Source organism: Lactobacillus sp. M0393 (assembly GCF_016102025.1).
Lineage (GTDB): Bacteria > Bacillota > Bacilli > Lactobacillales > Lactobacillaceae > Lactobacillus > Lactobacillus melliventris.
Genome location: NZ_JACFPK010000003.1, coordinates 58,834 through 84,612, shown reverse-complemented (window position 1 = coordinate 84,612; position 25,779 = coordinate 58,834). Strand labels below are relative to the sequence as shown.

Sequence of the window (25,779 nt, the reverse complement as noted above, 5' to 3'; positions counted from 1 at the left end):
ATTAATGAAAACAATTTATTTTAACCATGATGGTAATATTGATGATTTAGTAGCTTGCTTGCTGTTTTTGCAAGCCCCGGATATTAAGTTGATTGGTGTCAGTGCAATTGATGCAGATGGCTATGTTGATCCGGCTGTTGAAGTATGTCGTAAGTTGACAGACCGCTTTAACTTGCGCGGTGATCAATTGGAAATTGCCAAATCAAATTCTCGCGCTGTTAACCAGTTTCCGGAAGATTGGCGTAAAGCGGCATATTCTTTCAATTATCTGCCTTTATTGAATCGTTCTGGCAAAGTGATTACCAAGATGGCGGACAAGCCGGCTCATTTAGATATGGTTGAGAAAATTATGGCATCAGAGCAGCCTGTAACTTTAGTTATGACAGGTCCTTTAACTGATTTAGCGCGCGCACTAGAAACTAATCCTCAAATTGCGGATAACATTGAAAAGCTGTATTGGATGGGTGGTTCCCTTGATGGTCATGGTAATGTTGTTCAGGTTAATGCTGACGGTACTCAAGAATGGAATGCTTTCTGGGATCCTTTTGCGCTTGAAACTGTTTTGAAATCAAGTATTCCCATGCAGGTTATTGGTCTTGAAAGCAGTGAAGAACTGCCTTTAACTGATGAGTTAAGAATGCACTGGGCCAGTTTAAGTGAACATCCAGCTATGGATTTAGTTGCACAAGGATATTGCCTTCTGGTTAATCCGCCAATACCAACTGCGCAATTATACTTCTGGGACGTTTTAACGGTCATTAGTGCCCTGTATCCCGCAGTTGTTTTGACGACTGAAAAACACAAGGTAAGAGTAATTACCCAAGGCTTGGCAGCAGGCCGTCTGGAAGATGATCCCGCTGGTCGTGAAATAACTTTAGTGACTAAAGCAGATAAAAAGCTATTCTTTAAAAAGTTTGATGAATTATTATTGCGTAGTTAAGTAATACTTATAAAGAGAAAACCCTCGATTTTCGAGGGTTTTCTTGTAATTAAAATTTATAGTGGACAATTATGAACAGCAAGAATTTAATTGCAGATTTAGGTGGAAAAGATAATATTGAATCAATTTCACACTGTATGACTAGGATTCGTATTAAAGTCAAAAATCCGCAATCTGTCAATAGAAGGCAAATTGCAAGTGAAAAAAATGTGATTAAGGAACAGTTTGTTGGTCATGAATACCAGATTATAGTGAGCAATAACGTGGAAAAAGAATTTGCCAGTCTGCAAAAGCAGATGCATTCAGGTGGGAATGATTTTACAGCTATTGAGTGGAAAACCATACCAAGTCAAATTTTAGTTCCTATACTACCTTTATATACAACCGCGGCTATTTTTCAAGGTGTTTTAGTATTAATTAAATTGTGCAATTTAGTTTCCGCTGATAATTATCAATTTCTATTAAATTTAATACGACTTCCCGTATTTTGTTTACCAATAATTATTGGTTATAGCACCGCCAAAAGTATCAAATTGAACCCACTTGCTGGAATAGGCTTTGGTATAGAATTAATGGCAGTACATCATTATTTCAAAGCTTTTCCCAATTATGTTGGTTCTTTTATTCCTGTGATTTTGGTATGCCTGGCAAGCAAAATTATTTTTGTGTTTTTGGATAAAAAAATTAGGGGAATCATAGGTGCTACTTATAATTTTACATTGGGCTTTATCATTACCAGTGTAATAGGAATTTTATTTTTAGCACCAATTGGCCTATTTTTAGGCAAATTATTTTCAGATACTATCAAGTTAATTATGCTAAAAGTGCCTGTCATTGCAGCGTTAGTAAGTTCTATACTTTATTTGTTTTTAGTTGTCAAGGGTCAGCATTGGTGGTTAACGTTACTTGCTCTGAACAACTTAGGAGCCTTAGGCTATTCTTGGCTTTTTGCTTTTACTTCAACTGCACAGTTTGGCCAATTGGGAGCAGTTTTGGGAATTGCAACAAAGCATAAAGAATTAAAAAGTAAAAAAGTGGAGAATACTGTGAAAAATTGCCTTTTTTGTATTATTGAACCCGCATTATATGGTTATACGACATTAAAGAAAAGCAGGTATATTTCAAGTCTTGTTGGACTAGCTCTCAGCGCAATTTATTTAGCCATAGCTAACGCTAAAATGTATGCTTTTCCAAGCAGCATTCTTTCCTTGGTTAATCCAGAACAGCCGACCTGGGATCCACTAATAACAGGTTTAATTTCGATTTTAATTGCTATCTTCGCCAGCTTCATTGCTGCTTTAGTTAGCGAACAGAATAACAGTTTACCTAAAATTAAAGTGACGGCCCCAATTGCGGGAACATACTTTGATATTGCACAATCTAAGGACCAGACATTTGCCAGTAAGGTACTGGGAGATGGAATAGCAATTACTCCCTTATCCTCGACTAATGCTGACATTTATGCTCCCGTAAATGGGAAAATCATTATGATCGCGCCCGACCAACATGCATTTGGTATGAAAACTACTGCAGGTGTTGAACTTTTGGTACATGTCGGAATTGACACGGTAAAATTAAAAAAAGCAGCTGTAAAACTAAATTTAAAAGTAGGACAATTAGTTGCAAGAGGAGACAAAGTCGGAAATGTAAACATCAATAATATTATTCAAGCTGGCTATAATCCAGAAACATTGCTGATTGCATTGAAAAATCCAGAATACTATTTTGATAAGAATAATTTATGCTTAGTTAAGAGGAAAAATGAAACCAGATAAGAAAAGAGTTTTAGGAATATTGCAGGGAGTATCACTAGGTGATGCTATGGGAATGCCAACAGAAGTATTGCCACAAGAACTTATTCACGAAAAATTTCCTAGTGGTATTCATGAGTTGCTAAGCCCTGTAAGCGGCGGACCGTACAAGAGAGATTTACCGGCTGGCTCTATCACTGATGATACCGTTAATACCTTATTAGTCTGCAAAATGTTAATTAAAAATAATGGCAAAATAGACAGCAGGCAATTTATTAAATCCTTAATAAGATGGACACAGGATTCCAATATGGCACAGTATGTTGCGGGTCCATCAACTAAAAGTGCTATTAAAGCTATTCAAAACGGGTTACCACTTGAAAAAGCTGGAATTACTGGTACTACTAACGGAGCAGCAATGAAAATTTCTCCGGTTGGTATTGTGTTTGACTATAAAAATGCTAGTGCACTGCTAAAGGCTGTTTCGGCTATTTGTATGCCCACCCATAACACAAGTATTGCCATTGCTGGAGCTAGTGCGATAGCAGCTATAGATAGCTATGTTGTAAGGGGCGGCACAAAGATCAGTACAATATGGCAAATTGCCGTAGATTTTGCTCAAAAGGGCTCAATGAATGGCTTTAAATTTCCATCCGCTGATTTAGTTTTTCGCATTAATCAGGCAAAAGCAATTGTTCAGACTTCCAGAACAAGAACAGTTTTGCTTTCACGGCTTTATCAAGAAGTGGGCAGTGGAATGGAAACGATAGAGACTATTCCATGTGTTTTGGCCATAGTTGACTTTGCCAAGGCAGATGCATGGAAAGCGGCACAATTAGCTGCAGAAATTGGCTGGGATACAGATACAATTGGCTCAATTGCCACTGGTATATGTGGTGGTATACGTCCTGAAAGTATACCAATTTCAAAAATTGCTCGGATCGAGAAAGTAAACCAGATTAATCTTAATTATATATCCGAACAATTATTTAAAGTAGTAAAATAAAATAAAGTTTGTATTATCTCCTTGCTAACGCAAAATTTTTCCTATATTTAAATAAAAGTAGCCTTGAAAATCACAATCATTTCATGTATTCTTAAATTGAATCATACGTATAAGTTTATGCGTATATCATTATATTGTTCGTATTTTAAGGAGGAAAAATTGAAACGAGGACTTAGGTATGATTTCGATTTACTGGCACTATTATTAATACCAGTTGGCGTAGCGTTAAATTTTGTCGGTTATCAGTTATCTGCGGCATTAAAATTACCTGTTTGGATTGATCAGGTAGGAACATGTTTTGTGTCTATGATTGCCGGTCCGTGGGTGGGAATGGTGATGGCTTTATTAGGCAATATCATTAATGGTATGTTAATACCAACTGCGATTCCATTCGCCTTGGTAGCCATGACTAACGCATTATTTGTTGGTTATTTTTCACGGTTTAAGTTTTTTAGCAACATTTTTACGGCAGTTATTGCATGTGCAATTGTTAATGTTGCAACTGCAGTACCTTCAGCTATAGTAACAACTTTTGTGTTCGGTGGAGCAACAGGAGCTGGTAGTGATTTGCTTACAGCTGTATTTTTAGCAGCAGGCAAAGCTTTGCTTTGGTCAACAATCCAAGCAAACTTAGTTGGGGGTACTTTTAGTGTGGCTTTTAACTTCACTATTGCTTGGCTTTTAGTAAGACGCTTACCAGATAGATTTTTAATAAAATTAAATTATGGTCGACCATACATTAAAAACAGAAAGGCTCTAATCTATGCTTAAATTGTTTAAATCACTGTATCCTTCAACTAAGGCATTAATTGTCTTACTTCTTATTTTACTTAGTATGATGAGCTCAAAATGGCAGGTTCAATTGTGTTTAATAGCTGTGACAATGATTCTGGCATTATTTTCTGGTACATTAGTCAGACTAATTAAATTGTTTTTTGAATCTTTAGCATTAATTGTAGTCTTTCTATTTGTACTGCAAGTGTTTTTCATCAGCTATCCTGATTCACACAAAATTTGGTGGGTCATTAAGTTTTCACAAACAGGCCTTAATACTGCAACTATGTTGGCAAGCAGAATAATTGCTATTTCGTTACCAATTATCTGGTATTTTTTGGTTACTTCCAGCGATGTTATCATCCAAGCTCTGGATCAAACTAAGTTGCCTAAAAAAGCTATCTTTGTTTTAGCTTCAACTATTCAGGTTGTTCCCCAATTAATGTGGCAGTCAAATATCATTAGTGAGGCACAGCAAGCAAGAGGAGTAGAAACTACGGGTTCATTATGGCAAAGAATAAAGACATTTATACCAATGATGGGGCCTTTAGTTTTATCTTCTGTTGAGCAAAATGAAGAAAAAGTTTTAACGTTACAGGCACGTGGCTTTTCTAATCCAACTCCCCGGACAACTTTGCATCATATCTCTAAAAAGAAAATCGATTATTTATTAGACATAATACTCTGTTTAATCTTGGTTGTTTTTGTTATTTGGGGAGGTAAATTTCTATGAGCTTAATAGAACTGCAACATATCAATTATCGCTATCCGTTAACTTCAGACCTAACGATTAAAGATCTGTCATTAAAGGTTGAGCCAGGTGAAGTATTGGGTGTTATTGGCAGCAATGGTTCTGGTAAAACGACTGTGTGCAATATAATGCGTGGCTTTATTCCTGCTTTTTATAAAGGCGAACTTGAAGGAAAGGTTATCTTTGAAGACAAACCGCTGGATACTTCTAACCTGGGCAGACTGGCACAAAAAATTGGCTATGCTTTTCAAAATCCGTTTACACAAATAACTGGCGTTAAATATACAGTTTATGATGAAATAGGTTATGGACTGGAGAACTTGGCTGTTCCCAGAGAAGAAGCTAATGAAAAAGTTGAGCAGGTCATAAAATTATTAAACTTAGAAAAAATACGTAATCAGAATCCTTATGATTTATCTGGTGGTCAAAAACAAATGGTAGCTCTGGCTTCAGTTATTGTATTAGATCCAGAATTAATTATTTTAGATGAGCCTACTTCACAGCTGGATCCCAGCTCGACATTAGCTGTGTATAATATTGTCAAAAACTTGAAAAAGCAAGGTAAGACCATAATTATTGTTGATCATAAAGTTGATTTACTAGCTCAAGTTTGTGATGAAATTGCAGTGATCCAAGACGGACAACTTGTGGTTAAAGGAGAAACACATCATGTTTTTAGTGATGAAAAAGTAGTAGCTGCAGGTGGACAGATTCCAGAAGTATCAGCTTTCTATTTAAAAAAATATCCTAAATCAAAACAAGTTCCAGTTACAGTTGATGAAGCATATGAAATGTTAAAGGAAGCTAAAGCATGAGTTACTTAAGTCTGGATGATGTCAGTTATTCGTATGATAATAAAAATAATGCAGTTGAAAGTGTCAATTTAGAATTTGAACTAGGTGAGGCAGTAGCTATTATAGGACAAAATGGTGCTGGTAAAACTACAACTGTAAAAATGATGAACGGATTGATTAGACCTGATGAGGGTCGAGTTTTACTCGATGATAAAGATACTAAAGGAATCAGTGTAGCTCAATTATCTCACCATGTGGGGTATGTGTTTCAAAATCCTGATGAGCAGATTTTTCAAGATTCAGTTGAAAAAGAAATTGCATTTTCGCTAAAAAAGCAAAAGCTGCCACAAACGGAAATAACTACCAGGGTAAAAGATGCTGCTAGACTGTGTCACTTGGATAATAAATTAAATGAACATCCATATAATTTACCTTATTCTCAAAGAAAATTTGTTACAATTGCGGCAATTATAGCTATGAACCCAGAAGTTATGGTCTTTGATGAACCAACCGCAGGGCAGGATCATAACTCAATTATACGTTTAAATAAAATTATCAAAAAACTAACAAGCATGCATAAGCTAGTGATTACAATTACACACGACATGAGCTTTGTAGTTAATAATTTTAAACGCGTGATAGTTTTTGCTCAGGCTCATAAGCAAAAAGAAGGTTCTCCTGCAGAAATTTTTAGTGATGAGTCTCTTTTACGTAAGAGTAAATTAGAACCGCCAGTAATTGGTCAACTGGCAAAAAAACTAGGGTTTAGCAACGTCTTAACAGTTACAGATCTACTAAGAGCGGTAAATTAATGGATATTTTATATGACTGCGATCCTGGTCAAGATGACGCGATGGCTTTATTAACTGCTTTAGGTAATCCTGATAAGGTAAAGGTTTTATGTGTTTCCACAGTTGGCGGCAATCAGAATATTAATTTGGTAACGCAAAATGCGGGCTACTTACTAGCCTTTTGTAAGCAACACATTCCGTTAGTTCAAGGACAAGCAGGGCCACTGCTTAATCAATTACACGTGCAGGCAAAAGCTCATGGCAGCACTGGTATGGATGGCTCAGATAGTTTAAATAAATATGCTTATCCGGTTGAAGATGACAATGCAATTTGTTTTATGGCAAATATGTTGAAAAAGCAGTTTCAAAAGGTGACTATTGTTGCTACGGGACCGCTCACAAACATCGCGTTATTAATTAAAACTTTTCCCGAAATTATACCTAAAATAGCTAAAATAGTTATTATGGGCGGAGGTATAGATCACGGCAACGCTACTGACTTAGCTGAATTCAATATTTGGACTGACCCTGAAGCAGCGCAAATTGTCTTTAGTTCACCCTTGGAAGTGATCATGGCGGGTTTAGATGTAACTGAAAAAACTACTATTACTAAAAAACAAATAGCAAGTCTTCAATTTGGTGGTCCAGCATCTAAAATGGCAGGTAATTTGTTACATTTTTATCAAAAGTCAGGCGAACAATTTGGTTTTATAGATGCACCTGTACACGACCTAGTTGCAATGGAGTATGCAATTTGGCCAGAATTTTTTGAGGCCGTTCCAGCCAACATTAAAGTTAATACTAATCACGGCGATGCATATGGGCAAACGTATATTGCTAAGGGAAAAGACGAGAATAAAGCAGCCCATAATGTACTAATTAAAAAAATGACTAAAAAGCTATTTTTTGCTCTTTTGCAAAAAAGTTTGCAGTTTTTGGACCAAAAATTAGTCAATTGAAATTAAAAGCAGTCAATTTTATTACATAATTGTTTTTAAATAGACAAAAAGACGAAATTCTATTGTGAATTTCGTCTTTTTTATTAGATATAATGCTCTAAGCGAGTGAATCCCAAGCTGGCAAATCAGTAATTGGACCTTCTGCTATAGCTACTTGCTCTGGTGTCAGGTACTTCTTGTGGACAACAACTTCGTAAACATAATCTTTAAACCAGTCGTTGTTCATAACAAAGAATCCTTTGTCGCCATTCTTTTCGCCCCAGGAGTTTTCAACCTTCCATTGGCGAACATGTCCACCGTCTTCATCTACACCAACTAAAGTCATTGCGTGAGTAGAAGCGCCTGCACCAGTGCGCAAACGATCAGCCTTGGACATCTTAAGGTCTACGCCAAAGAGTTCGCTTAGTTGATACAAATCACTGTCAAGGTAGCCCTTCTTGCGGTCACTTTGTTCACCAACATCATTGCCAAACCAGACTGCTTCGCCGTCTTTTAACTGGTTAACAGCTGCAGTTTCCAAATACTCCATTGGCACGTTTAAGAATTTGATGCGGTATGACCCCTCAACATTATCTTCAAAAGGTAGACCGTATAATTTATCATATTCATGGTCCGGAGCGTTAGACAATACGACATAGTCATTAAAATCAACGTCACCCATGTATTTATGCAAAAATTCCAGTGGAGTTAAATCTTTATCCAGGTGATATTTCTTATCGTCATCACGATATTCCAAATCAAATTTCTTAGGTGGTTCACCGACTGCAATTGCGGTCATCTGGTAAACTTCACTTAAGAAGTGCTTACGGGCTTTTTCGATCTCATCGTCTTTACCGGCCTGCTTTAACTTACGCAATACCAGAGCATCCTTCTTCAGCTTATCACCCAAAGCTTTGGCAAAGCCGTTAGTATTATTGGTATTAAAACTTTCAGGCATTGCATAAGAAGGAACGACACCATATTTTTCAATTAAAGCAGCGCCCATGTGGAATTGGCCACCATCTTCACCTGCACCCTCTAAGTGAGCTTTTACAGTACGTGAATCGAGTGGTTCGTCTGCTGTGTCTAAGATATTGTCATAAAAAATATTTGCCCGTTCAATTTTATCCCAGAAGAAGTTGTAGCTTTGTGAGAAAGTGAAATTCTTGCAGTGATATTTTTTACCAAAATTGTGGCGTAAGATGTTTAAAGTAGCAAATTCCCAGCAGCGACCTGATTGACGTTGATTAGTAACATTTTCTGTGTCAAGTTCAGTTGAAAATACACGGGTCAATTCACCTTGAACGCGTTCATTGTAAGCAGCTGTTAAAACACCACTTTTTTGAGCTGCTCGAGCAACAACTTGATTTTGTGGTTTTTCATTAAAGTTTGCGGCAAATTCTTCCAACTCTTGGACAGTTAATTTATGAGCCATAAAATAAATTCTCCTTTTTTAATCTATTTTTAAATTACTATATATTTTAAGCTAAAATAAAAGCGAGTTCAATAGCTGAACTCGCTTTAGAGAATGTATTAGTAATTTATTTAAAACTTATGCAATGTGGTAATAAGTTAATCAATTTGGATTGAGTTATCATTTGCACCGGCTTGCTGCTTTGGCAAGGTAATAGTCAATACACCGTTATCGTATTTGGCGTGAATGTCACTTGCAACTACATTTGGTAATCTGAAGCTGCGTGAAATGTGACCTTCGCTTCTTTCACGGTGGATAATACTGTTATCCTTAGACATATCCTTAAATGATTTTCTTGAGCCGGATACGCTCAAAATACCATTATTATAATTTAGGTGTATCTTATCCTTGTCCATTCCGGGCATATCAACTTTGATCACATATTCTTTGTCGTTTTCAACAACATCTGATTGCATTAATTTTGCTACTTCGTTATCGTCAAAAAATTTTCTCGGAAGATCAAACCAATCGTTCATCGCATCAAATAGGTCATTGTGCCGATTCATCATATCATTTGCCATAGTAAAAAACTTCCTTTCGAAATTTATATATTTGTATCAGAAGACTTTCATTTCTTCCTTACAATTATTATTATAGTATGCAGATTCATAAAAAGAAAATAATTAGCACTATTATTTTTAGAGTGCTAAACAATTAGCTTAGATACTTTGAAATTGGTATTTATAGCTTGTGGATAATATTTTTAAGAAAATAATTAGGAGAGAATATTTTGGTTTATTATCAAAAAATGACGCCCAAGGGTTACCAAAAAATTAAAGATGAAATAGCCAGTTTAAAAAAGGATAGACCCAGAAGAATTAAAATTTTACAGGAAGCCCGCTCTTTAGGCGACTTATCGGAAAATACCGAATATACGGAGGCCAAGCGTGATTTAGGCCACCTTCAAAGTCGTCTGCGTTATCTGGAAAAACAGTTGAAATATGCCGAAATTATCGAAAAAAAGGCCGATGGTAAAGTAGATTTAGGCAAGACGGTCACACTAAAGTTTGCTGACGATCCGGAGACTGAAACATACCAGGTTGTCGGTCGCATGGAAGCTGATATTGCTGCAGGAAAAGTTGCGTTTGACTCACCTCTGGGTCAAGCAATTATGAAAAAAGAAGCTGGTCAAACTGTAAGTGTTGCAGCACCTGCTGGGAAATATCAAGTTACTATTAAAAAAATTGAATAAATTTTTGCTTGATTATTCGAACTTGTGTTTGTATAATTTATTTTAGCGAACGTAAGTTTGCAATAGGAAGTGAAAGCAATGTATGATTACCGTTATGAACCACACCGGTTAATTTTTATGATTGATAACAAATCATTCTTTGCTAGTTGTGAGGCACTTCAATTAGGTCTAAACCCAATGAAAGCTGTGTTGGCAGTAGTTTCGCATCAGCCGCATACAAATTACGGCTCGGGGCTAATTATGGCGGCTTCACCATTAGCGAAAAAGAAATATGGGTTGACTAACGTCATGAGAGTACGTGATTTACCCACCAAAAAAGAAGCGCCGGATTTGATTTTAGTAGAACCTCATATGAACTTATACATCAAGCGCAGCATGCAGGTATTGGCAATTTTTCAAAAGTATGCTGCTGATGAGGATATCCATGTCTATTCTATTGATGAAAGCATGATTGATATGACTAAGTCATGGCGTTTGTTTGGCAACGATCCGTATCTGGTAGCACGCAAAATTCAGGTAGAAATCAAATCAAAAATTGGACTTTACACTACTTGCGGAATAGGAGAAAATCCATTGCTAGCTAAACTAGCCATGGACATTTCTGCTAAACACCGGTGTTCGATGATTGATTATTGGCATTATATTGATGTACCTGATACTATTTGGCAAATTAAAGACATGGAAGATGTTTGGGGAATTGGCAAAAGAATAGCTGCCCGTTTGCGCCGGTTACACATTAATAATATGTACGAATTGGCTCATACTGATCCAGCAATCCTAAAAAAAGAATTTGGCGTGATTGGTGAACAGTTATTTGCAATCAGTTGGGGAGTGGATCGCAGCATTATCAGTGAAGAATATTTTCCCATAATGAAAAATTACGGGAATTCACAGATTTTAAACCGTGACTACACAGATCAGCGGGAGATTGAGATAGTCTTACGTGAAATTGGTGAGCAGGTAGGTGCCAGAATACGTGCGCACCGCTTACAAGCCGGCTGTATTAGTTTATTTGTCGGCTTTTCCAGGTACGAACAAGACGGCAAGCGCAAGGGCTTTAATGTGCAGCAAAAAATTTGTCCTACCAATGATAATGACTTGTTAGTGCAAGAAATACTGGCACTTTTTCGCAAAAATTGGCATGGCGAAACTGTACGTGCTTTAGGGGTTAACTGCAGTAGATTAGAGCCAGATACCTGCCAGCAATTAACTTTCTTTGTTCCAGCTTCTGAACAGATAAAAAAACGGACTATAAACATAACTATTGACAGAATCAGAAAGAAATATGGCTTTACCAGTTTAGTTAAGGCATCTAGTTTATCTAAAGGTGCAACAGCAATCAGGCGTAGCAGTTTAGTTGGCGGACATAATGGCGGAAATGCATATGAATGATTTTGATAAAATTGTCACAGACTTTTTTAAAAACTATCAAGATCGCAAAATGAAAAAGTGGCAAGGCTTCTTTTTAAGCGATCATACAATGGCAATTAATAAAGATAAGCAAAAGCGCAGCGTGAAGCATTCGGCTAAAGAAACTATGAGTATAGAAGAAATTAGCTTACAATTACTTAAAGCATATGGTAATCACCGCATGGTTCATTTACAGGCTAAGGTCATGAACAGTGATGATCAGTTGCCTGCAGATATTGTCGGTTTTGTCAGTGGCTATAGTGAAGATGGTATTATTGTTGACGGCCAAAAAATTGCGCTAGAAGATATCAACAATATCAGTGTCGATTGAGAAAAGTTTTCTTGATATTTTATATAGGTTGCTTTTTTTGCTATAATATGGAACTTGTAAGGTACATAATAGTATAGAGGTAATTTTTGTGAATACACCAGCATCGAGGCAAGGCAACATCATACGCTATTTTGTTTATTTTATTAGTTATTTGATGGTTGTCGGCGTGATTAAGCTAGTTACTGCTAATTCACCGATTCATATTTGGGATTTAATCTTATTTGCGACTATCTCGTTGATGGTTTCATTGTTTTTTGTTTATCGTTTTAATAGAGAGCAGCGCTTTTTTGATCGTAGTTTTGGGGGTTCCTGGCTGAGTAATTTTGGCTTAATAATTGGCTTGACTGCTGTGGTAACGGTATTACGTATTAGCGTTTCCTGGCTCCAATCCTATGGCAGATTAAAATTATATAGTTTCCAAATTGCTTATTTACACCATGAAGCAAGTTTAACTTACTGGTTTTTACTAGCTGCAATAGGGATAGTTTTGCCAATCCTGCAAGAATTTTTAATTACTGGATTTTTATTTAATTATGCATTTAGAAGCAACACTGTCTTAACAGCAATTCTAGGAATACTAACTTCTGGTATCTTGTTCGGTTTACTTAATTGGCAAAATTCCGTGCTGCTATTAGTAATTAACATCGTTCTTGGTGGACTTTTTGCCTGGTCTTACCTTTATACTCAAACTTTATGGATGCCAATTTATTTAGCGGTGCTAAACGGCATTATCTTAATAATTATGACTTAAAACAAATACAAATAAGAGTTAGGAAAATTTCCTAACTCTTATTTGTTACTTGTAATATTTATTAAAAGTTACTCTTTTTGACGTATTGGTTTTTCCCTACGATATAGTATAGCTTCCGGTGGATCTTAACGGCTGCGCCATAAGTTGTTACCTTTTGTCCTTTCTTTAAAGCTTTTCGCTGCAGCTTTTTAGCCGTTTTACTGTAAATATAGCTGTTGCGTCTTAGCTTGCGTTTAACGCCGGAAACATTAGTAGCCTTAACATAACTGTCCTGGCCTAAATCGTAATACTTCTTGCCCTGAATAACTCTAGTGCCATAGGTCCAAATGGTCTTGCCCATCAGGTATTTGCCCGTTTTACGCCCGCCATTTTGGTCGTACAGGTAGGAATTATGAAAAACAGTTCTCCTGACTGCAGCTTGTCCTGTGACATTTTTAGTGTAAATATAGGTGACACTTTGCGGATTGGCGGTATAAAAGCCAGTCGCATTAGCTGGTCTTTGGATCAGCTTATAGCCAGCCAGAGTTACTTCTTGTGTAAGATAGCCTTCACCAACATTACCGGTTAAAATCTGATCAGGTGCAAGCTGCTTGCCGGTTTCATCTTGATAGTGAACCGTAACTGAGCCACCCACAATTGGTTGCCTGCCAGCAGTACCGCCAGGGTTAACCGGGGCATTTTTAGTGTAAACATAAGTGACTTCCTGGACCTTATCTGTATATGTTCCTTTAGCATTTTCAGGAGTAGTTTTTAACACATAGCCAGCAATATCTTGGGGTTCACTGCTATAAGACTCACCGATTCTTCCACTTAAAATTTGATCTGGAGCCAGTGTTGCACCAGCTTCATCACGGTAGTGGACTGTAACTGCTTCACCTAACCTGACATACGTATCTTGGTCTCTGCTCCCGGAATAGTTATCCATTAATTGACTAGAAGTCCAGCGCTTATTTCCCTGAGGTTTATCAACTGTGCCATTGCCTACATTCAACCAAGTGCCGGTTGTATCAAGTCCAGTTCCCTGTATATAATTATTAGGCCCCAGAACTAAAGTAGACAAATTAGGTAAACTATTTAACATTTCACTTTTATCAGTCACCTGAGCCATTTGGAAATTACTGATATTTAGAGTTCTTAAGCTTGGGCACCACCTAAACATATCTTTCATACTAGTAACTTTAGAGGTATCAAAATTACTTACGTCTAGATTGGTTAAAACGTTATTGGCACCAAACATAAAATACATAGAGGTAACTTTAGAGGTATCAAAATTACTTACGTCTATATTGGCTAAGCTGTGGCAATTTGAAAACATATAGGTCATATCAGTCACTTCAGCAGTATCAACTTTATCTAGACCCTCAATTTCAGTTAGATTAATAAGCCCATAAAAAAGATAACTAGCATTACCAATAATTTTTAATGGACCTGTAATCTTGATTGTTTTCATAGATCTATATTCTTCAAAAAGAAAAATAATAGAATCAGGATCAGTAATCGTACCACCTGGTATAGTTGCTATACCAGAATCAGTATCAAAAGTTACATTAATTCCGCCCCAGGAAGCTGTCAAAACAGAACGCGGTGTAATTCCTTTAGCTTCAGCGCCCGCAGCTGGCGGTTCATTAGCGTCTTGAGCTTCACTGCCAGGAGACGTTGAGGGCTGCGTTTCATTGCTAGCCGCAGCTTCAGAAGTAGTACTTGCTTGATTGTTATTAGCAGCACTATCAGTTGAAGCTGCTGTCTGATTATTATTGCTAGCCGGTAAGGAGCTGCTTTGAGCTACTTGCTTTTTAGCAGCAGAATCAACTAGAGTATCAGCTTTAGCCATATCAGGAGAAATAATAATTAAGCCCAAGGTAGCAGCAGCTAAGCTAGTAAATAATAATTTGCCTCTATAATGGTAGTTGGATTTAGAATTCATTGTCAAACCGTAATTGAACCTTTCACAAATTAAAGAAATAAAATAAAAACATAAATTAATAATATTTTAAATGTAAAAACAGGAGCTTATATTGAGACTTTATACAACAATAATATATGGTTGAAAGTAATAGTTATCCTTAAAAACTAATGATTAGGCGATGACTATTAAAGTTATTGCCCTTTTAATTAAGCGGATAGCGTGAATCGAACCCGCATCTTCAGCTTGGGAAGCTAACATTTTACCATTAAACTATACCCGCATTACTTAAACAGTTTACCATGTTTCGTTTGCAAAACCAAGTTTAGTTTTTAAATTTTTTTAAAACTGGTTAGATAAAAAACATATCTAAATCTAAGAGTATTTTAGCGTCTTTTAGCTTAATTTGCATAATAACAGGTGATAGAAAGTTTTTAGAATTGTTACTTTTTATGAGGCATTTTGACAGAATCAAGTTTTAACTGATTGCGATCAACTAAAGATGAGAAGTTTTGAAACAGCCATTGGCGCAATTCATCTGCCTGAATAACTAAAGGCATACGGTCATGGATTTGGGCATAAGACGCATTAGGTTTAGTAGTAACCATTGAAAAATGATCTTTTTGATAAATTCCGGCTATCAATGTCAGTGCGGCATTAGCATTTTTAAAGCTGAAGCGTTCATGATAATGATGGTTGTTTTTACCCAGATAGGTTTCATGACCGGATTCAAAAAATTGTTTGGCAATAATAATGCAGCGAGATTTAGCAAAGGAAGAATCCCACATTGATCTTTTCTCTTCAAAGAAGCGTTCAACCCGGGCATTAAAAACTACTTTTTTGTGGTCGAACGGACTGGGATAACCCCAAGTTTTAGGCAGCAATTGCAATTGATTATCTGAATATACCAGTACAGGAGCAATACCTTGTGGAAAGATATTCTGATTTTGGGGCAAATTACTTGCGGGTTCTATTAATGGTAAATTTAAGTCGTTTGCTAAGTATTTTTTAATTTCGGCCAAACTTGGTAGTTGAAATTGGTTACACATTTTTTCCTCCGTGTTTATTCATTACTTGATTTTTGGTAGAATTAATATAATTATTACATTAAAAAGATTTTAATTATTTAAGGAAGGCAGATTATGATGAAAAAGAAAGTTATCCTTACAGGTGATCGCCCAACTGGAAAATTGCATGTGGGTCATTACATTGGTTCATTAAAGAATAGGGTAAAATTACAAAATTCGGGTGAATATCACCCATTTATAATGATTGCTGATACTCAAGCTTTAACTGATAATGCCCGTAATCCTGAAAAAATTCAAAAGAGTTTAATTCAAGTAGCACTAGACTATTTGGCAGTAGGGATAGATCCTGAAATTTCTACAGTTTTCGTTCAATCTCAAATACCTGCTTTGTTTGAATTAACAGCTTATTACATGGACTTAGTCACAGTCAGCCGCTTGGAGCGTAATCCAACTGTTAAAGCCGAGATCAAGCAAAAAGGTTTTAACGATTCTATTCCCGTGGGCTTTTTAAATTATCCAGTATCACAAGCAGCTGATATCACAGCCTTTAAGGCAACTTTGGTACCAGTTGGAGATGACCAAGAGCCCATGCTAGAACAAGCACGTGAAATTGTGCGAACTTTTAACCGCGTATATAACTGCAATGTTTTAGTAGAACCTAAAGGCTACTTCCCGGAAAAAGGTGAGGGACGGTTGCCTGGTCTAGATGGTAATGCCAAAATGTCCAAATCCTTAAATAATGCTATTTATCTGTCTGATGACGCCAAGACCGTTGAACAAAAAGTAATGTCAATGTATACTGATCCCCAGCATATTCATGTTGAAGATCCAGGTAAAGTAGAGGGTAATACTGTCTTTACCTATCTTGACATTTTTGATCCTGACAAGGATAAGGTAGCGCAATTAAAGGCAGATTACCAAAAAGGTGGCTTGGGTGACGTTAAAATTAAGCGTTACTTAAATTCGGTGTTGGAAAATGAATTGGCTCCAATACGTGAGCGGCGCGCTAAATATGAGCAGAATACATCTGCTGTTTATGATATGCTGATTGAGGGCTCTAAAAAAGCAAACGAAGTAGCTGATCAGACCTTACAAGAGGTACGGGACGCAATCGGTTTGAATTATTTCAAGAGGTAAAAAAATGCGTAAGCGAATTCCCTGGAAACAGTACTTTATGATGCAGGCCTTAGTGATTGCTCAGCGTTCAACATGTGACCGGGCTTTGGTTGGCAGTGTTTTAGTAAAAAAAAATCGTATTATTGGAACCGGTTATAACGGTTCCGTTACGGGTCAGCCTCATTGCGATGATGTAGGTCATCAATTAGTTGACGGTCACTGCGTGCGGACAATTCATTCTGAAATGAACTCACTTATTCAGTGCGCACGTAACGGCGTTTCAACCGATGATACTGAAATTTATGTTACACACTTTCCCTGTTATAATTGTGCTAAAGCCTTAGTGCAGGCTGGAGTTAAAAAAATCAATTATTATTTTGATTACAATGACAGTCCGCTGGCGATTAAACTTTTTAAAGACTGTGGGGTTCCTTATGAACAAATTAAAATCGATCGGCAATATGTGGAGCAATTGGCCCATAAGCTGGAAGATGCTGAAAACTAAATTAGCGTTATTTACGGCTTTATTCGGTATTTTTCTGACAATGACGGGCTTTTCAAGTCCTAACATTAAAGATAATAGTAATTTGCTCGAGCGTGAAACCAGTAAATTGATTTTGGCCAAAAATGACCGGTATTTTCAAACTAGTGAGCAACCACAAATCATTGTCAAAACGGTAAACAGGGTTGACCATTTAACGCCTGCCAAATTAAATAAATATAAACGGACAGTTTTTATCGTTGTGGGTACTAAAAACAAGAAACGTAACGTGCAGATATATTCCAGTAAAGATCTCCATAGCGCATTTTCTGCTGATGTCCGGACAAATATAATTCGGTCTCAATCTGACAAACTGCGTAGTAATAATAAAAAGAAATTTAATGAAGGATTACGCTTTGTTTTTAGGGCATGTGCCACTACCATTGACCAGCGTTACCAATATTCACTTGATAAATATGACTTGTCCAGTGATGAACGCGCGCAACTTTCTCACCCTCATAGGCTGGCTTTACCTATCGCTTTAGCCTTGGCACTAGTAATCAGCGGCTTAGTTTACTTTTTTAAAAATAATTTGAACATAAAAAGGTAAAAATGTTGACTTTATCATGTGTTATGTATTAAACTCACAGTGCAAATTAAATAAGAACAAATAAACTGTTAGGTGAGACTCCTACGTGAACAAATGCTATCGCCCGGAAACATCCAGAGATGCCAACGGGTCAAATAGTTTTCGTCGATATAAGGCGCAAACCAGATAGCTAGCAGCACAAGCTTACGTCACGTAGTGTTAAAACTGAACGATGAGTATAATAATACCTATTGAAAAGGGACGCCAAGCGGTTAGCTAGGTGGCCCTTTTTTAGTTTGTTTGAGTTAGTTGTGTGATGAGGAGAGTGGGGAAGATGCTGAAAAAACCAAATGGTACTACCAGCAACAAAGACTTAGAACTGGTAAAAGCAATAGCTAAGGAAGGCAGATCAGAGACTTTAGCGAGGCTGCATGCAAGCAGTAGTGGCTTAACTAGCGAGCAGGCTGAAAAAAATCGTGAAGAATACGGCTCAAATACTATTGCTTCAAATAAACACAATTCTAAACTTCGCTTTTTGGCAGAGGCTTTTATTACCCCTTTTACTTTAGTATTGCTGGTCTTAGCTACGTTGTCTTTATTTACCGACTATATTTTTGTGCCTGCTGGCGAAAAGGACCTAACTACTGTAGCAATTATGGTCACGATGGTTTTGATTTCCGGAATAACCAGTTTTGTGCAAAACGTCCGGTCATCTAATGCTGTGGATTCCTTACTTAAGCTTGTTTCTGTTACTACAGATATTATTCGCGATGGTAAAGACCAGGAAATTGATACCAGTGAAGTGGTGGTAGGTGATGTCATTCGGTTAGCTGCAGGTGACATGGTGCCAGCCGATATGCGTCTTTTAACCAGTAAGGATCTCTTTTGTTCTTCCAGTTCTTTAAATGGCGAATCAAATCCGGTAGAGAAAATCGCTACTGCCAAGCCAAAAATCGGGGCGGATCGTGATTATCTGGATTATCCCAATATTTTATATGAAGGTACAACAATCGTTTCCGGTTCCGGTTTAGGAATTGTGTTTGCTACCGGTGAAAGAACCATGTTCGGTAAACTGGCACATGATATTTCACATAACGATGTTAAAAACACAACTTTTGATGTTGGTATCAAAAATGTTTCTAGATTATTAATAATTATGACTGCCATCATCGCACCTTTAGTTTTCATTATCAATGGTATTACTAAGGGCGATTGGGTTAATGCCTTGATCTTTTCAATTGCTACTGCAGTTGGATTAACTCCCGAAATGCTGCCTGTAATTGTAACCACCAATTTGGTTAAAGGTTCAATTGAAATGTCCAAAAAGGGCACGATTGTTAAAAAGATGAATTCAATCCAAAACTTTGGTTCAGCTGATATTTTGTGTACTGATAAAACCGGTACCCTTACTCAGGACAAAGTGGTTCTGGAGCGTCATTATGATTTGAATTTACGGGAAAATCCGCGGATTTTGGAGTTAGGCTATCTTAATTCCAATTACCAAACGGGGATGAAAAACCTGATTGATAAAGCAATCATTGAAGCTGCGGCGGATGAACTAGATATCAGTGAAATTCAGCGTGATTACAACAAGATTGATGAAATTCCGTTTGATTTTTCCAGAAGACGCATGAGTGTGGTGGTGGAAAACTCAGATGAGCAGCACGGCGAGCACTTGTTAGTAACTAAGGGTGCTTCAGAAGAAATGATGGCTGTTGCTACTAAGCTTGAAGTTGACGGTCAGATTTTACCTTTAACACCTGAACGTAAGCAAAAAGTAATGGCTAAAGTAAATGACATGAATGATGATGGCTTGCGCGTGATCATGCTGGGTTACAAGCGTAATCCTGCACCAGTCGGTGAATTTTCAGTAAAAGATGAAAATGATCTTATTCTTTGCGGCTATCTTGCTTTTCTTGACCCACCTAAGGAAAGTGCTAAAGATGCTTTGGCTCGCCTAAAGTACGATGGAATTAACGTTAAAATTCTGACAGGAGATAACGAGGCCGTTACCAGAACTGTTGGCTTACAAGTTGGTTTAAATGTCGATACAGTTTATTCAGGTGCAGATCTTGAAGGCAAGAAGCCTGAAGAGTTGGCAAAAATGGTGGAAGAATGCAATATTTTTGTCAAATTATCGCCGGAAGATAAAACCAAAATTATTAATCTGCTAAAGCAAAATGGTCATACTGTAGGCTATATGGGTGATGGTATCAATGACGCCCCAGCAATGAAGGCAGCTGATGTCTCGATTTCTGTTGATACTGCTGTGGATATTGCTAAGGAATCTGCTGATATTATTCTGCTGCATAAGGATTTGAATGTACTAGAAGAAGGCGTAAGAATCGGACGAAAAGTATTTGGCAATACTATGAAATATATCAAGATTACACTTTCTTCCAATTTTGGTAATATTTTATCAATTATGGTAGCCTCTTCATTCCTGCCATTCTTGCCAATGCTGCCACTACAACTCTTGGTTTTAGATTTACTCTACGGCACTAGTTGCCTGGCGCTACCATTTGATGATATGTCTGACAAGTTCTTAAAAGAGCCACGAACATGGTCAACCAAGAAGTTGCCTAAGTTTATGTTTTACTTTGGTCCAACTTCATCCGTCTTCGATATTTTGACTTTTGCGTTGTTATTCTTTGTAATCTGCCCACAACTGACAGGTGGCAATTACAGCACCCTGGGAGCAACACAACAGGTTGCATTTGTCGCTCTTTTCCACACTGGGTGGTTTATTGAATCACTTTGGACTCAGGAAATGGTTATTCACGCTTTGCGTGATCCGCGCTTGCCATTTATTAAGCAACACGCTGCACCGGGAGTTACTCTGGCTACATTTGGTGCTGGTGTAATTGGAACCTTGATTCCATTTTCATTCTTGGCAACAAAACTGGGTTTTGGCAAGATGCCAATTGAATTTATGTGGGTAGTACTCGGTATACTTGTTCTATATATTTTATTGACTACAGCTGTCAAGTATTTCTATTTAAAGAGCGAAAAATTTTTAATCTAAAAATAAGTACAGAATACTAAATATCTACTAAAAAAGAGAACTCCGTAAGGAATTCGCTTTTTTGTTAGTGTAGTATAATATAGTATAATTAAGCAAAAATTAAGGAGAAAATGAATATGGCTGATAAAAAAACTTTTTATATCACAACACCAATCTACTATCCGTCTGGCCGATTGACTATCGGCAATGCTTATACCACAATCGCAGCTGATGTAATGGCACGCTACAAGCGCAGCCAAGGCTACGACACTTTCTTTTTAACTGGTACTGATGAGCACGGATTAAAAATTGAACAAAAAGCTGAAAAGCAAGGGGTTAAACCGCAAGAATTTGTAGATAAAATGGTGGCCATTTATAAAAAGTTGTGGCAAAGCCTTGATATTTCATACGATAAATTTATTCGGACTACTGATAAAGAACACGTTAAAGGCGTCCAAAAGATCTTTGAGCAGCTGTTAAAACAAGGTGATATTTATCTGGGCGAATATACAGGCTGGTATTCTGTAGAAGACGAGGAGTATTTTACAGAATCACAATTGGCTGAAGTGTATAAAGACGATGATGGTAATGTGATCGGCGGTAAGGCGCCATCCGGTCATGAAGTACAACTGGTTAAAGAACCATCATACTTTTTCAAGATGAGTAAATACGCAGACAGACTTTATCAGTACTACCAAGACCATCCTGATTTTATTCTGCCTCATTCTCGCGAAAAGGAAATGGTCAATAATTTCATAAAGCCTGGCCTGGAAGATTTATCTGTTACCAGAACGACTGTTTCCTGGGGTATTCCCGTTCCAAGCGATCCTAAACATGTTGTTTATGTTTGGATAGATGCTTTATCTAACTATATTACTGCATTGGGCTATGGTTCAGATGATGATTCTTTATTTAAAAAATACTGGCCGGCTGATATTCACTTGGTAGGTAAAGAAATTGTTCGTTTCCACACCATATACTGGCCGATTATGTTGATGGCCTTAGGTTTGCCTTTACCTAAGCATGTTATTGGTCATGGCTGGGTTTTGATGAAAGACGGCAAGATGTCCAAGTCGAAGGGTAACGCGGTTTATCCTGAATCTATTATTAACCGTTATGGCGTGGATGCATTGCGTTACTACTTGATGCGTGCTTTGCCATTTGGCTCAGATGGTGTCTTTACACCAGAAGATTTCGTTGAGCGCGTTAACTATGACCTGGCTAACGATTTAGGTAACTTGCTCAACAGAACTGTTTCGATGATCAATCAATATCAAAATGGAAAAGTTGAACCAATTGCCCAAGAGCAGGATGGCTTAGGCAAAGATTTGGCGCAAACAGCGGCAGACGCTATTGCCAACTACAAAAAAGAAATGGATACTTTGTATTTCACTCAGGCAATTGACGATATCTGGAAGTTTATTAATCGTGCTAATAAGTATATTGATGAAACTATGCCTTGGAAATTAAACAAGGAAGGTAAGTCTGCTGATGTAGCTCGTGTAATGTCAAACCTGGCAGAAAGCCTACGTATCATTGCTTTGCTGATTGCACCAATTATGACCAGAACACCAGTTGAAATGTTCAGACAATTGGGTCTTGACTGGGACAATGATGGGTACAAACAACTTGAATTTGGTAACTGTGCTTGGAAGACTAAGGTTATCAGTGATCCTAAACCAATTTTTCCACGGGTTGAACCTAAAGAGGAAATTAAATACATTAAAGACGAAATGGCTAAAGCTAAGCCGAAGAAGGCAAGCCGCAGCGAACAAGGTAAGGATAAAGAAATATCGATAGACGATTTTGCTAAGGTCAAAATTCAAGTCGGTAAAATTCTGTCTGTTGAGCCGGTTCAAGGTTCTAAGAAATTGCTCCAGTTCCAAATGGACTTTGGCAATGGCGATGAAAGACAAATTTTAAGTGGTATTAGGCAATATTACCCTAACGCCAGTGAATTACTTGGCAAAAAGGTTTTGGCAGTAACTAATCTTAAGCCGCGCAAGATGTTAGGCCATTTGAGCCAAGGCATGCTTTTGTCCAGTGAGAAAAATGGGGAAGTTAAGTTAGCCTTGGTTGGCGCTGAACATGCAGTTGGGGCGCAATTAAGTTAATGGAATTAATTGATAACCATACTCATTTACAAGATGAACCGTTTCGGGGCAAAGAAGAGTTTTACCTTGATCGGGCGCAAAAATTAGGTGTGACCAAAATAATTTGTGCAGGACAGGATCCTGAATTTAACAAGCGCGCGATTGATTTAAGCCAGCGCTTTACTCAAGTCTCTGCGATGGTGGGTTATTGTCCTGATGTGGCCAAAGATTATAACCAAAAAGCAGAAGACTTGCTAATTGAACAACTGCAACTTCCTGGGGTAGTGGCCTTAGGTGAAGTTGGACTAGATTACTATTGGGATGAATCTCCGCGTGACAAACAAAGAGAGGTTTTTGCCAGACAAATTGAACTGGCCCATGAATTGAAAAAACCGGTTGATATTCATACGAGGGATGCTTTTAGTGATTGCTATGAGATATTAAAAAGCAGTAACTTAGAATATGGTGCAATTTTGCACAGCTTTAATGGCGATGTTTCATGGCTGACTAAGTTTTTGGATTTAAATGTATATTTTTCTTATTCTGGTGTTGTTTCCTTTACTAAGGCAACAGAAGTGCATGAAGCGGCCAGAAATACTCCGTTAGAGCGATTGCTGGTAGAAACCGATGCTCCCTATTTAACTCCTAAACCATATCGCGGCCGACAAAACGAACCGGGCAATGTTTATTATGTAGCTCGCGCTATTGCAGAATTAAAGGATCTCCCGTTAGAAAAAGTTGCTCAGGCAACATATGCGAATACGATGAGGGTCTATGGTCTTAACTAAAAAACAATTTAATGCCGTTGTTGTCGTTGAGGGAAAAGACGATACTATTCGTCTTAAACAATTTTTTCCCGGAATTGAAACTATCGAAACGAATGGCTCGGATGTGCCTGATACAGTACTTACTGAGTTGCAGGAACTAGCTCATAAAAGAGAAATTATTGTCCTGACAGATCCTGATTTAAACGGCGAGCGAATCAGACGTCTAGTTACTAAAGCAGTGCCGACCGCAAAGCAGGCTTTTATAACGCGTAAAGAGGGCGAGCCTCATAAAAAAGGTTCACTTGGCGTTGAGCATGCATCAAAAAAGGCACTGGTGAGGGCACTAAGTGCTTTACATGAAAAGAAGCTGCCCAGCAGTGATTTGACCAGGAAAAAATATCAAGAACTAGGTTTAGCCAGTGGCCCTAATTCACGCAAATTGCGGGAACAAGTGGGGATAAAGCTGCGCGTTGGCTATGGTAATGGCAAACAATTCTACCATCGTTTACAAACTTTTGGTATTTCACTTGCGGAACTTAGGCAAACTGTTGAGGAGGTTAAAGATGAACACTGAGATTCCTATTGGCTCTCCAGTTAGAACTCAAGCAATTATAAACCGCTATTTTATGAAAGCTAAAAAAAGCTTGGGTCAAAATTTTTTAGTAGACCTGGATGTACTTCAAGGTATAGTTCGAGCTGCTGCGATTAAACCCGGTGATCAGGTCATTGAAATCGGGCCGGGAATTGGCTCTTTGACTGAACAGCTGCTCAATGCCGGAGCTAAAGTTTATGCTTATGAAGTTGATGAAAACCTCCCAGAAGTGCTGCATAATGAACTACCGGCTAAAATAAATGGTAAATCTTTGAATCAATGCTTTAAATTAAAAATGAAAGATATTTTAAAGGCTGATTTTGAAGCTGATCTGGTTGACTTTTTTGATTTAAATAAGCCGATCAAGGTTGTTGCCAATTTACCTTATTACATTACAACTCCAATCATTTTCTTTCTTAATAATTCTCAACTGAAATTTACCAGTTTAACCTTGATGATGCAAAAGGAAGTGGCCGACCGTTTGCATGCCCATGTCGGAACAAAGGAATATGGGCCTTTAACAATCGCAGTTCAAGCCGAAATGAGTGTGCGGTCCTATTTGACTGTCAAAAGTAGCTCATTTATACCTCAGCCTAAGGTTGACTCAAGCGTCGTAGTTTTAAAACCTTTAGCGGCAGCGAATAAACCTGATATAGCTAACCTTGAACACTTTAACCGGGTAGTTAAAATGTGTTTTGCTCAAAGACGTAAAACATTAAATAATAACTTAAAAGTTCTTCTGCCAGATGAAAAACAACGCTTAGCTCTGATTAAATCTTTGGGAGTCGATTCACGCATTCGTCCAGAACAACTGACACTAGAACAATTTGTTGAAATTGCACATAGGGTGTCGGTTAAAAATTGACGAAAATATTCTGGGGTAGTTTTTAAAAAGAATTGAAAAAATAATAATAAAGTGGTATAATACAACTCAAAGGAGTTGTTTTCATTGCCAACATCTATTATGACCATTAAGAGTAAGCTGGATTCACATTTAGGTGATTCATTAACTGTAGTTGCAAGAGCTGGACGTAAGAAAGTAACTAAAAGACGTGGAATTTTGAAGAACACTTTTCCTGCAGTTTTTGTAGTTGATTTAGACCAGGATTCAAATAACTTTGAACATGTTTCTTATAGTTACACAGATTTGTTAACCAAAAATATAACATTAAAATTTGATAACGCTGTGCAATAAGTTTAAGGCGTCATCTTAAGATTACTTTTTGGCAATAACATTTGGTAAAATGTTAGTGCCTTTTTTTATGGTTGAGTGTATAGTAGTAACTGGCAAAAAACAAACAAT

25 protein-coding genes, 1 tRNA gene and 1 riboswitch are annotated in these 25,779 nt (G+C 37.4%); of the genes, 21 read left to right on the top strand and 5 right to left on the bottom strand.

Going from position 1 to position 25,779, the window contains the following annotated elements; genetic code table 11:
• The first annotated feature begins 4 nt into the window (after positions 1 to 4).
• The 8 genes from H3R29_RS03000 to H3R29_RS02965 all read left to right on the top strand — a co-directional run bounded on the left by H3R29_RS03000 (position 5) and on the right by H3R29_RS02965 (position 7,766).
• Positions 5 to 940, top strand: a complete 936-nt coding sequence (locus H3R29_RS03000; RefSeq protein WP_187156752.1) for a nucleoside hydrolase — start codon at positions 5 to 7, stop codon at positions 938 to 940.
• A 71-nt stretch (positions 941 to 1,011) separates the two neighbouring features.
• Positions 1,012 to 2,715, top strand: coding sequence for a glucose PTS transporter subunit IIA (locus H3R29_RS02995; RefSeq protein ID WP_198202655.1), 1,704 nt, complete (start codon positions 1,012 to 1,014; stop codon positions 2,713 to 2,715).
• Positions 2,702 to 3,697: an ADP-ribosylglycohydrolase family protein gene (locus tag H3R29_RS02990; RefSeq protein ID WP_198202558.1), complete on the top strand. Its 996-nt coding sequence runs from the start codon at positions 2,702 to 2,704 to the stop codon at positions 3,695 to 3,697. The genes H3R29_RS02995 and H3R29_RS02990 overlap by 14 nt, the downstream gene beginning before the upstream one ends.
• A gap of 159 nt (positions 3,698 to 3,856) precedes the next feature.
• On the top strand, positions 3,857 to 4,468 hold the full coding sequence (locus H3R29_RS02985) for a hypothetical protein (RefSeq protein WP_046325472.1): 612 nt from the start codon (positions 3,857 to 3,859) through the stop codon (positions 4,466 to 4,468).
• Positions 4,461 to 5,204: an energy-coupling factor transporter transmembrane component T gene (locus H3R29_RS02980; RefSeq protein WP_198202557.1), complete on the top strand. Its 744-nt coding sequence runs from the start codon at positions 4,461 to 4,463 to the stop codon at positions 5,202 to 5,204. The genes H3R29_RS02985 and H3R29_RS02980 overlap by 8 nt, the downstream gene beginning before the upstream one ends.
• The gene (locus H3R29_RS02975; RefSeq protein ID WP_198202556.1) at positions 5,201 to 6,037 is read left to right on the top strand and encodes an energy-coupling factor ABC transporter ATP-binding protein; all 837 of its coding nucleotides are present in this window, start codon (positions 5,201 to 5,203) and stop codon (positions 6,035 to 6,037) included. The genes H3R29_RS02980 and H3R29_RS02975 overlap by 4 nt, the downstream gene beginning before the upstream one ends.
• Positions 6,034 to 6,828 carry an energy-coupling factor ABC transporter ATP-binding protein gene (locus tag H3R29_RS02970; protein ID WP_198202555.1) on the top strand — a complete coding sequence of 265 codons (795 nt, stop codon included), beginning with the start codon at positions 6,034 to 6,036 and terminating at the stop codon, positions 6,826 to 6,828. Before H3R29_RS02975 ends, H3R29_RS02970 begins: the two co-directional genes overlap by 4 nt.
• Positions 6,828 to 7,766 (top strand): nucleoside hydrolase, encoded by a 939-nt coding sequence (locus H3R29_RS02965; protein ID WP_198202554.1) that lies wholly within the window; start codon positions 6,828 to 6,830, stop codon positions 7,764 to 7,766. Before H3R29_RS02970 ends, H3R29_RS02965 begins: the two co-directional genes overlap by 1 nt.
• Positions 7,767 to 7,863: 97 nt before the next feature.
• On the opposite strand, the gene H3R29_RS02960 is transcribed toward H3R29_RS02965, so the two are convergent.
• Positions 7,864 to 9,180 carry a C1 family peptidase gene (locus tag H3R29_RS02960; RefSeq protein WP_198202553.1) on the bottom strand — a complete coding sequence of 439 codons (1,317 nt, stop codon included), beginning with the start codon at positions 9,178 to 9,180 and terminating at the stop codon, positions 7,864 to 7,866.
• Between the two features lie 137 nt (positions 9,181 to 9,317).
• Positions 9,318 to 9,740: an Hsp20/alpha crystallin family protein gene (locus H3R29_RS02955; RefSeq protein ID WP_046325466.1), complete on the bottom strand. Its 423-nt coding sequence runs from the start codon at positions 9,738 to 9,740 to the stop codon at positions 9,318 to 9,320.
• Positions 9,741 to 9,949: 209 nt separating this feature from the next.
• On the opposite strand from H3R29_RS02955, the gene greA reads away from it, so the two are divergent.
• The 4 genes from greA to H3R29_RS02935 all read left to right on the top strand — a co-directional run bounded on the left by greA (position 9,950) and on the right by H3R29_RS02935 (position 12,903).
• Positions 9,950 to 10,411, top strand: a complete 462-nt coding sequence (gene greA / locus H3R29_RS02950) for a transcription elongation factor GreA (RefSeq protein ID WP_198202552.1) — start codon at positions 9,950 to 9,952, stop codon at positions 10,409 to 10,411.
• A 78-nt stretch (positions 10,412 to 10,489) separates the two neighbouring features.
• Complete coding sequence (locus tag H3R29_RS02945; protein WP_198202551.1) at positions 10,490 to 11,803, top strand: Y-family DNA polymerase; 1,314 nt, start codon at positions 10,490 to 10,492, stop codon at positions 11,801 to 11,803.
• Complete coding sequence (locus H3R29_RS02940; RefSeq protein WP_198202550.1) at positions 11,796 to 12,152, top strand: hypothetical protein; 357 nt, start codon at positions 11,796 to 11,798, stop codon at positions 12,150 to 12,152. Before H3R29_RS02945 ends, H3R29_RS02940 begins: the two co-directional genes overlap by 8 nt.
• Before the next feature lie 88 nt (positions 12,153 to 12,240).
• Entirely contained in the window at positions 12,241 to 12,903 is a 663-nt protein-coding gene (locus H3R29_RS02935; RefSeq protein ID WP_198202549.1) for a type II CAAX endopeptidase family protein, read from the top strand.
• A 61-nt stretch (positions 12,904 to 12,964) separates the two neighbouring features.
• Here H3R29_RS02935 and H3R29_RS02930 read toward each other — a convergent pair whose 3' ends face one another.
• The 3 genes from H3R29_RS02930 to H3R29_RS02920 form a co-directional block, all read right to left on the bottom strand.
• Positions 12,965 to 14,827 (bottom strand): MucBP domain-containing protein, encoded by a 1,863-nt coding sequence (locus H3R29_RS02930; protein ID WP_198202548.1) that lies wholly within the window; start codon positions 14,825 to 14,827, stop codon positions 12,965 to 12,967.
• A gap of 191 nt (positions 14,828 to 15,018) precedes the next feature.
• Positions 15,019 to 15,089, bottom strand: a tRNA-Gly gene (locus H3R29_RS02925).
• A 160-nt stretch (positions 15,090 to 15,249) separates the two neighbouring features.
• The gene (locus H3R29_RS02920; RefSeq protein ID WP_198202547.1) at positions 15,250 to 15,855 is read right to left on the bottom strand and encodes an SOS response-associated peptidase family protein; all 606 of its coding nucleotides are present in this window, start codon (positions 15,853 to 15,855) and stop codon (positions 15,250 to 15,252) included.
• Positions 15,856 to 15,951: 96 nt separating this feature from the next.
• Here H3R29_RS02920 and trpS point away from each other — a divergent pair, with 96 nt between their 5' ends.
• The 9 genes from trpS (at position 15,952) to H3R29_RS02875 (ending at position 25,671) form a co-directional block, all read left to right on the top strand.
• Entirely contained in the window at positions 15,952 to 16,971 is a 1,020-nt protein-coding gene (gene trpS / locus H3R29_RS02915; protein WP_198202654.1) for a tryptophan--tRNA ligase, read from the top strand.
• Between the two features lie 4 nt (positions 16,972 to 16,975).
• The gene (locus H3R29_RS02910) at positions 16,976 to 17,455 is read left to right on the top strand and encodes a deaminase (RefSeq protein ID WP_045928576.1); all 480 of its coding nucleotides are present in this window, start codon (positions 16,976 to 16,978) and stop codon (positions 17,453 to 17,455) included.
• On the top strand, positions 17,442 to 18,041 hold the full coding sequence (locus H3R29_RS02905) for a TPM domain-containing protein (protein WP_198202653.1): 600 nt from the start codon (positions 17,442 to 17,444) through the stop codon (positions 18,039 to 18,041). Before H3R29_RS02910 ends, H3R29_RS02905 begins: the two co-directional genes overlap by 14 nt.
• A 57-nt stretch (positions 18,042 to 18,098) precedes the next feature.
• Positions 18,099 to 18,265: riboswitch (M-box (ykoK) riboswitch) on the top strand.
• 89 nt (positions 18,266 to 18,354) lie between these two features.
• Positions 18,355 to 21,045 carry a magnesium-translocating P-type ATPase gene (gene mgtA / locus H3R29_RS02900; RefSeq protein WP_198202546.1) on the top strand — a complete coding sequence of 897 codons (2,691 nt, stop codon included), beginning with the start codon at positions 18,355 to 18,357 and terminating at the stop codon, positions 21,043 to 21,045.
• Between the two features lie 116 nt (positions 21,046 to 21,161).
• Positions 21,162 to 23,138, top strand: a complete 1,977-nt coding sequence (metG, locus tag H3R29_RS02895) for a methionine--tRNA ligase (protein WP_198202545.1) — start codon at positions 21,162 to 21,164, stop codon at positions 23,136 to 23,138.
• The gene (locus H3R29_RS02890) at positions 23,138 to 23,905 is read left to right on the top strand and encodes a TatD family hydrolase (RefSeq protein WP_198202544.1); all 768 of its coding nucleotides are present in this window, start codon (positions 23,138 to 23,140) and stop codon (positions 23,903 to 23,905) included. The genes metG and H3R29_RS02890 overlap by 1 nt, the downstream gene beginning before the upstream one ends.
• Positions 23,892 to 24,458 (top strand): ribonuclease M5, encoded by a 567-nt coding sequence (gene rnmV / locus H3R29_RS02885; RefSeq protein ID WP_198202543.1) that lies wholly within the window; start codon positions 23,892 to 23,894, stop codon positions 24,456 to 24,458. Before H3R29_RS02890 ends, rnmV begins: the two co-directional genes overlap by 14 nt.
• The gene (gene rsmA / locus H3R29_RS02880; protein ID WP_198202542.1) at positions 24,448 to 25,341 is read left to right on the top strand and encodes a 16S rRNA (adenine(1518)-N(6)/adenine(1519)-N(6))-dimethyltransferase RsmA; all 894 of its coding nucleotides are present in this window, start codon (positions 24,448 to 24,450) and stop codon (positions 25,339 to 25,341) included. The genes rnmV and rsmA overlap by 11 nt, the downstream gene beginning before the upstream one ends.
• An 84-nt stretch (positions 25,342 to 25,425) precedes the next feature.
• On the top strand, positions 25,426 to 25,671 hold the full coding sequence (locus H3R29_RS02875) for a Veg family protein (protein WP_034978009.1): 246 nt from the start codon (positions 25,426 to 25,428) through the stop codon (positions 25,669 to 25,671).
• Positions 25,672 to 25,779 lie beyond the last annotated feature (108 nt).

Coding starts and splice junctions, on each gene's coding strand:
- H3R29_RS03000 (WP_187156752.1), top strand. CDS start 5: ATGAAAACAATTTATTTTAACCATGATGGTAATATTGATGATTTAGTA.
- H3R29_RS02995 (WP_198202655.1), top strand. CDS start 1,012: ATGAACAGCAAGAATTTAATTGCAGATTTAGGTGGAAAAGATAATATT.
- H3R29_RS02990 (WP_198202558.1), top strand. CDS start 2,702: ATGAAACCAGATAAGAAAAGAGTTTTAGGAATATTGCAGGGAGTATCA.
- H3R29_RS02980 (WP_198202557.1), top strand. CDS start 4,461: ATGCTTAAATTGTTTAAATCACTGTATCCTTCAACTAAGGCATTAATT.
- H3R29_RS02975 (WP_198202556.1), top strand. CDS start 5,201: ATGAGCTTAATAGAACTGCAACATATCAATTATCGCTATCCGTTAACT.
- H3R29_RS02970 (WP_198202555.1), top strand. CDS start 6,034: ATGAGTTACTTAAGTCTGGATGATGTCAGTTATTCGTATGATAATAAA.
- H3R29_RS02965 (WP_198202554.1), top strand. CDS start 6,828: ATGGATATTTTATATGACTGCGATCCTGGTCAAGATGACGCGATGGCT.
- H3R29_RS02960 (WP_198202553.1), bottom strand. CDS start 9,180: ATGGCTCATAAATTAACTGTCCAAGAGTTGGAAGAATTTGCCGCAAAC.
- H3R29_RS02955 (WP_046325466.1), bottom strand. CDS start 9,740: ATGGCAAATGATATGATGAATCGGCACAATGACCTATTTGATGCGATG.
- H3R29_RS02945 (WP_198202551.1), top strand. CDS start 10,490: ATGTATGATTACCGTTATGAACCACACCGGTTAATTTTTATGATTGAT.
- H3R29_RS02940 (WP_198202550.1), top strand. CDS start 11,796: ATGAATGATTTTGATAAAATTGTCACAGACTTTTTTAAAAACTATCAA.
- H3R29_RS02930 (WP_198202548.1), bottom strand. CDS start 14,827: ATGAATTCTAAATCCAACTACCATTATAGAGGCAAATTATTATTTACT.
- H3R29_RS02920 (WP_198202547.1), bottom strand. CDS start 15,855: ATGTGTAACCAATTTCAACTACCAAGTTTGGCCGAAATTAAAAAATAC.
- trpS (WP_198202654.1), top strand. CDS start 15,952: ATGAAAAAGAAAGTTATCCTTACAGGTGATCGCCCAACTGGAAAATTG.
- H3R29_RS02910 (WP_045928576.1), top strand. CDS start 16,976: ATGCGTAAGCGAATTCCCTGGAAACAGTACTTTATGATGCAGGCCTTA.
- H3R29_RS02905 (WP_198202653.1), top strand. CDS start 17,442: ATGCTGAAAACTAAATTAGCGTTATTTACGGCTTTATTCGGTATTTTT.
- mgtA (WP_198202546.1), top strand. CDS start 18,355: ATGCTGAAAAAACCAAATGGTACTACCAGCAACAAAGACTTAGAACTG.
- metG (WP_198202545.1), top strand. CDS start 21,162: ATGGCTGATAAAAAAACTTTTTATATCACAACACCAATCTACTATCCG.
- H3R29_RS02890 (WP_198202544.1), top strand. CDS start 23,138: ATGGAATTAATTGATAACCATACTCATTTACAAGATGAACCGTTTCGG.
- rnmV (WP_198202543.1), top strand. CDS start 23,892: ATGGTCTTAACTAAAAAACAATTTAATGCCGTTGTTGTCGTTGAGGGA.
- rsmA (WP_198202542.1), top strand. CDS start 24,448: ATGAACACTGAGATTCCTATTGGCTCTCCAGTTAGAACTCAAGCAATT.